General features: G+C 39.6%; 5 protein-coding genes. All 5 read right to left on the bottom strand.

Annotation, left to right across the window (positions count from 1 at the left end; genetic code table 11):
* Position 1: 1 nt before the first annotated feature.
* Genes EHS11_RS06605 through EHS11_RS06625 form a run of 5 tightly spaced genes read right to left on the bottom strand, consistent with a single transcriptional unit; the run spans position 2 to position 5,712 of the window.
* Positions 2 to 529: a chemotaxis protein CheW gene (locus tag EHS11_RS06605; protein ID WP_135763599.1), complete on the bottom strand. Its 528-nt coding sequence runs from the start codon at positions 527 to 529 to the stop codon at positions 2 to 4.
* Between the two features lie 11 nt (positions 530 to 540).
* A complete protein-coding gene (locus EHS11_RS06610) occupies positions 541 to 2,967 on the bottom strand; it encodes a methyl-accepting chemotaxis protein (protein ID WP_135763600.1) in 2,427 nt (808 codons plus the stop codon).
* Between the two features lie 37 nt (positions 2,968 to 3,004).
* Entirely contained in the window at positions 3,005 to 5,035 is a 2,031-nt protein-coding gene (locus EHS11_RS06615) for a chemotaxis protein CheA (protein WP_135763601.1), read from the bottom strand.
* A complete protein-coding gene (locus tag EHS11_RS06620) occupies positions 5,022 to 5,339 on the bottom strand; it encodes an STAS domain-containing protein (protein WP_135763602.1) in 318 nt (105 codons plus the stop codon). Before EHS11_RS06620 ends, EHS11_RS06615 begins: the two co-directional genes overlap by 14 nt.
* A 10-nt stretch (positions 5,340 to 5,349) precedes the next feature.
* Positions 5,350 to 5,712 carry a response regulator gene (locus tag EHS11_RS06625; RefSeq protein WP_135763603.1) on the bottom strand — a complete coding sequence of 121 codons (363 nt, stop codon included), beginning with the start codon at positions 5,710 to 5,712 and terminating at the stop codon, positions 5,350 to 5,352.
* Positions 5,713 to 7,012 lie beyond the last annotated feature (1,300 nt).

Consider the following 7,012-nt stretch of genomic DNA (forward strand, 5'->3'; position numbering starts at 1 on the left):
GTTATGAAACGCTTACTGGATGCGGATCTATCGGATTTTTCGCTTCCTCGTCTTCTTTTCCATAAAGAGAAATGATTTCATTAAAATCCAACATCTTTGCAGGATTTAATAATACAATGACTCTGCTTTCCAGTTTGCCCATTCCGCGAATGAAATCGGTTTTCATATTTGCACCGAATGTGGGAACCGGGTCTACACACTCGGGAGGAATCATGACAACTTCGTTTACCGAATCAACTAACACGCCTGCGATGATTTTGTCCTCTTCTTTAGGGATCTCCAAAATAAGTATACATGTGTGCCTTGTCGTCTCGATGTCTCTACTTTGGAATAATTTTGCAAGATCAATTACAGATATTACATTTCCCCGAAGATTTATGACTCCTCTTATAAATCGGGAAGTTCTGGGAACTCTTGTCGGCTCCCTATATTCCAAAATTTCCCTAACATTAAGAATCTCTATACCGAACTCATCCTGACCTAATCGGAATGTAAGATATTGATTGGCGTTAATTTCCATTGCCCTCATATAATCTCTCCTTAGAAACGGCCGAACTTGGACTCGTCAAAATCCGGTGTTCCATTTTTAGAGGTCTTTAAGAGGCTCATATTTTTGTGCAAACGGATCGAATCAATGGAAGCTACGGCAATGACCGGCTCTTCATTTCCGCCGATACGGAAATGTTGAACTACTTTTTGGAGACCTTGTGCTTGTGCCGATAATTCTTCAGCCATACTTGATAACTGTTCCGATGCGGCGGAATTTTGTTGTGTTACCCGATCCAATTGGTTCATCGCCGAATTGATCTGACCGACTCCTTGTTTTTGTTCTCTGCTGGCTGCGGATACTTCCCGAATCAAATCCGATATTTTTGTGATGTTCGGAATGATTTCATTTATCAAACTTCCTGCACGTTCGGCCACATTGACTGAATTTTTAGCAAAATGGCTGATCTCTCCCGCATAACTTTGACTACGTTCTGCAAGTTTCCTTACTTCGTTTGCCACTACGGCAAATCCCATTCCGTGTTCTCCTGCACGAGCAGCTTCTATCGCGGCATTTAAAGCCAATAAGTTTGTTTGATAGGCAATATCCTCCACAGCAGTGATCTTTTCTGCAATGTCTTTCATCGCTTGTACTGCTTTTTTCACTGCTTCTCCTCCTTCGTTGGCGTGACTGACCATATTCGAAGCCATTACTTCCGTTTGTTTGGAGTTGTCCGCATTTTGTTCAATGGTTGCCGTTATTTCTTCCAACGATGCGCTTGTCTCTTCTACGTTTGCTGACTGTTCCGTTGCTCCCTGACTCATTGTTTGTGAAGTGGAACTAACTTCTTCCGCAGCACTTGCAAAAGACGCCGCCGCTTTGCCTACTTCCGAAATGCTTCTTGATAATTTTTCGATAGTACTGTTGACCGAGTCCCTTAAATCACCTAACTTCCCTTTGTAGTCCCCTTTTACAGACTGAGTAAGGTCACCTTTTTCCATTGAGGATTGAACTTTCATAACTTCATTGATTGGTCCAACGATTGCTTCCAGAGTTGAATTTACTCCTTCGATGATTCGCCTGAAGTCACCTTTATGTTTCGTTGCATCCGCTCTTGTATCAAGAAGTCCTTGAACGGCTGCTTCGGACAGTTTGTCGGCATCCTGGATCAAACCTTTGATGTTTGCTCTGACCTGATCAATGGTTTCATTGATGAATTTCTTTTTGCCTGGTAATTTTTCAATATCGGCATCCATATTTCCCTCACCGAACTGTTTGAAACATTCCATCGCTTTTTTCTTAACTGCGATATGGGAAAATACCATCTCATTGATCCTATCCGACATGACTTGAAAAGCACCTTTGAATTTGGAGGTGTCGATTTTAACGTCGATGTCGCCAGCTTCGTGTTCAATGGACATTCTGTTCATTTCCTGGATCAAATCTTTGATGTTTGCTCTGACCTGATCAATGGTTTCATTGATGAATTTCTTTTTGCCTGGTAATTTTTCAATATCGGCATCCATATTTCCTTCACCGAACTGTTTGAAACATTCCATCGCTTTTTTCTTAACCGCGATATGGGAAAATACCATCGCGTTTACATTTTCGGCGACAGCTTTGAAAGCCCCTTGAAATTTAGAAACGTCGATTTTAACGTCAATGTCACCTGATTCATGTTCGGTTGACATTTTGGTCATTTCCGATATCAGTTCGTTTAAAGTTGATTGAACCTGGGACAGTTGTAACAAAAGACTATTATGATCTTCAGATTTTACGTTAATATCATTGGAAAGATCTCCTGAAGCGATTTTTTTTGCTACCCTTTCCAGCAACTCGTAATCTCCGCCAAGTTGCATGCGGATTTGTTTGTATATTTGCCAACCTAGTAATGCCAAAATAGCGAAAATCCCCAATGTAAAGACGATCAATAATAAATTTGTCGTCCGGCTGTTTGATGAGATGCCGTTACTTTTTTGCTCGGACAATTCGACACTATATTGAATTTGATTTTTAAGTGCTTTGGTAAATTCGTAAGAGGCAATTTCTTCCTTATCATTAAATATTTGTTCATCGATAACTTGATTAGGAAGGGAAATGTTATTTGCAAACGCTTGCATATAATCCGTTTTTGCGGCTTTTACGATTCCGAAAAGTTCTTCCCCTTTTTTATCCGAAATTAAATTGGCGTATCTGTTCAATGAGGATGAGAATTCTTCTTCAATTTTTTGAACTTTGTTTATGATCCCGATTTTATGTTCCGGAATTGTGTTTGTCTGATTTTCTCTGACTAAAGCTCTAAGATTGGAGAAAGACAAGGAAATATCTTTCAATACGACTAAACCGGGTAAGGTGTTCTTATTGGTAAAGTTAGTTTCCTCGTAAACCTTATCTGTATGATAAATGGATATACCATTGCTGATTCCAAGGCCAAGGCATCCTATTATTACGATTGAAAATAGTTTTTGTGTGATAGTCATATTTTACTCCTAACTCTCTTTAATTAGTTCGTTCTTCTTAGGCCTCTTGGCCTTCCATTTGCAGATCTAGTTTTTTCTGTAAAAATTCTTCGCTTCGAATTCGCACTTCGGATAACAATGCCGTTGTGTCTATAATCATAGCTACGGAACCGTCTCCCAATAGTGCAAAGCCGCTTACTCCCTGAGCATTTTCAAATAATTCGCCTAATGGCTTTATAACGGAATGAATCCTTCCTAAAAGTTCGTTTACGATTAATCCTGCTTGTAAATTTCCCGAATTTACAATGATCAGATTACGTCTTCTGCCTGTGGTATCCTGAGGCTCTCCGAACCATTCGTTCATATCTACGTAAGGTAATATTTTATTTCTTACTTTCACATAGTTTTGTTCTCCGATGACGAATTCTTGAGGATGAAATTCCATACACTCCTTAACCATATCCAAAGGAATCGCATATTGATTGTTTCCTATTTTGATTAAAAATCCGTCGATATTTGCAAGGGTAAGCGGAAGGTAAATCCGAAAGGTGGTTCCTTCTCCTTTTTTAGAATCTATTTCGATCCTACCACGGAGTGACTCGACATTTCTTTTGACTACGTCCAGTCCTACTCCTCTTCCGGAGAGTTCGGTGACTTTGCTTTTTGTGGAGAACCCGGGCTCGAATAAAAAAGCCAATACTTGTTCTTCCTTAATCGGATCACCTTCCTTGTACAGTCCTTTCTCTTTCGCACGTTTTAAAATCGATTCCGGATCGATTCCTTTTCCATCATCGGAAATCTCTATTAATATTTCACCGGCTTTGTGAGAAGCGGCCAATACAATGAGTGCTTCGGGAGGCTTTCCAGCTTGGATACGATCTTCTATCGAACTTTCTATTCCATGATCGATTGAGTTCCGAACCATATGTGTTAAAGGGTCTATTAAATTATCGATGAGATTTTTATCGAATTCCGTTTCGCCGCCTTTGATTTCCAACCGTATTGGTTTTCCAGTTTGTTTTCCCAATTCGAAAACGACTCTGGTATACCTGCTGAATAGAGTTTGTACGGGAACCATTCTTAGCTTTAAACTATTTGATCTGATCTCACCTAGCAGACGTGACATTCTATGGGTGAGTTCTTCAAAGTATTCATTCTTAAGACCTAAAGCTATCTGTTGAAGTGCGGAGGAAATTACAACAACCTCTCCGACCTGATCGACGACTAAATCCAGTTTGTCGGCGTCTACCCGAATTGTACGAGATGAAGTTGTTTTATGTTTCGAAACTTGAGTGTCATTGGAAAGATGAGAGGCATCTTTCGTTGGGGAAGATTTAACATCGTCGTCTGTATTCGAATTCTTAGAATTTTCGATTGGCTCGATTTGAATCTGCATATCCAAACCGGCAAATTCGAACGAGTCTATAATTTCTTGCCTGGAAAGTTCTGAAGAATAAATTACCTCAATGTCCAAATATGATTTTGTAGGTTCTATTTCCGAGAAATGCGGAATCCTGTCCTCGCTCAAATAGACTTCATCCAATGTTCCTTTTTCGGAAAGATATCTGAGAAAAGGGTAGGGATCCAAACCATTGATAAATAAATCGGGGCCGCAAAACAATCTGATCTTCCAGGTTGCAAGTTTTCTTATTCTGTTTTCTTCTTGGGAACTTGGTAGATCTTGAATGTGGTTGGAACTTCCGAAACGGGAAAGGCTGAGGATAAGATTTTCCGCTTCCTGTAGAATTTCTTCGTCTTCGAATGTTCCTGATTCGAAGATTTCCAAACGACGTAGTAAGTGATCCTTATATTGTAAAACAACTTGTACAAGATCGCTCGTCGGTTCCAAGTTTCCAGAACGTACTTTATCCAGAATTTCTTCTAAAAAGTGAACAAAATCGGAGATCTTGGAAAAATCATACATCCCTGCCGTGCCTTTGATCGTATGAACGGATCGGAAAAGGGAGTTTAGTGTTTCTTTCTCCCGATTCCCTTGGCCGATTTCTACAAGGTCACGCTCCAGGATTTCGAGCATATCCCTTGTTTCCGCAACAAAGTCGTTGAAGCCGGGTTTGTCACGCGGATCCAATTTTTTGTCCTTCCGGATTTATTTCATCCGTTGAAAGTAACAGGAATTCTTTGTTATAAAATCTAATTATTTTTTCAACCGCTTGTGAAGCGGATGTTATACGAAGTTTGCAATTTTTGTTTTGTAGTTCCTTGTTCAATGAGAGAAGTAACTGCAATGCTGCGGTATCAAATTCGATTACATCCGAAAGATCAAATCCAAGGTTGGTATCTGAATACCTTAGCAGTTTGGATTGGATAGAAGTTAATTTACGAATCTTCAACTCTCCCTTGAATTTGATTTTTCTGAAACTGTTTGTTGCCATTTTATTGAATTTATACAACTAATCTTGAAACTGCTGTTAGAAGCTGTTCCATGTTAAACGGTTTTGTGAGCCAGGCACGAACACCTTGCGACATCAGTGTTTCTTTAATCGATGTTTGTGATTCCGTTGTCAGCATGATGATCGGTAAAAATTGATAAGGATCGGAAGCCCTTAACTTTTTCACAAATTCAGCCCCGTCCATGACCGGCATATTCACATCACATACGATTAACTTTAAATCAGGAGACAGAAGCTCCAATCCTTGTGCTCCGTTTTCGGCCTCAACTATATCATACCCACCCCTTTCCAGTGAAATGCGTACAAGCTTTCGTTGGGCCTGAGAGTCATCGATGATTAATATTTTTTTCGACATTTGCGTTAACCTTTATTATTGTGTATTGGCGAGAGTGGCATTTATTGAAATGCCGTTTTTGCTTTATTTCATCAAACATTTCGGTTTATCTTATCTGGTTACCAGTTTGTAAATAATTTATTTATAAACTGATGGAAAGACTTTATGTAAGTAAATGTCATATTTTATTCTGTGTTTAGCTTAAGAGAGTTTTGCTTTCGCTTTATTCTGGAAGAATGTGACGTGGAAATGTGGAAAATTATTGTCATATTAAAAAAAAACAAGCGTGAGATGTTTCCCGCTCTTTTTCGCGGAACCTCCTGTTCCGACGAAAAAGCTTCGGCCATCCGTGGCCTCGCCGCCGAAGGGAAACATCTCACTTGCTTTTAAGAGAAGAGTGCTTTGTCTATGTTAGGATAAATACCTCGCATCTTTTCTTTTTGTCCGAAGCAAGGGCTCTCCTTATAAGATGGGATTTTTGGTATCCCCGCCCTAATGAGACTGGGTGGGGTTAACCACCCATCCCGTTACCCATAAGTAAGTAACTTCCACATGATTGCCGCAGATTGTAATTTGTAAAGTCCCCTAGCCAAAGCCAGAACTCCAGGGTGTCCATCTCCTTTTCTACATTGTTGTTAGATGGATCAGGTGCTGCGTCAGAAAGGTTTATTCCGCGCTCAGTGGGAAGTCGAGGCAGACAGGACCATTTACGATTACGTCTCGGGCATAAACACAAGCGATGCGTATAAGGACTCTGCGCTAAAACACCTGATCTCTCAGAAAACAGAGGTTTTGCGGGCCTTTGTATAAAAATTGTGTAAATCCAGTTTAATTTCCAGTGTTATTTCCATATCGTAAACTCAAAATGAGATGAAAAAGAAGCAATGAAAAACAAATCAGGAAATCAATTATGTCCATCTGTATTTATGTCGTTTTGCGGCCAGTTTCTGATGATGAATCGGAATTTTATAAATAAGGATTACTTTAAAAAATAGTGAAGCATAAAAGTTTTTGAATAGTAATGAATTGCCGACAGCTGTAACCATTTATGAGACCGTGTAAGGAAATCATTGGGTGATTTTGTTGATCACCCCGCCCATAGATATAGATCAGCTTCGCAGATGATTCTTCGGATATTTCTTCGCTTCTATTGGCACAGAAGAGGGGCGGGGATAGTATAGAAAAAACTAACGTGCTGCCATTGTCGATCTTGTTATAAGCCAAAGACGATCGACCACATAACATCAATTACTAATGTGTTTGTTAATGGGCATTTAGTAATATTGTTTATTCATTAGAGGTTCGTGAAGAAAGAAGTTTT

The sequence above is a fragment of the Leptospira ilyithenensis genome (assembly GCF_004771005.1).
Classification (GTDB): domain Bacteria; phylum Spirochaetota; class Leptospiria; order Leptospirales; family Leptospiraceae; genus Leptospira_A; species Leptospira_A ilyithenensis.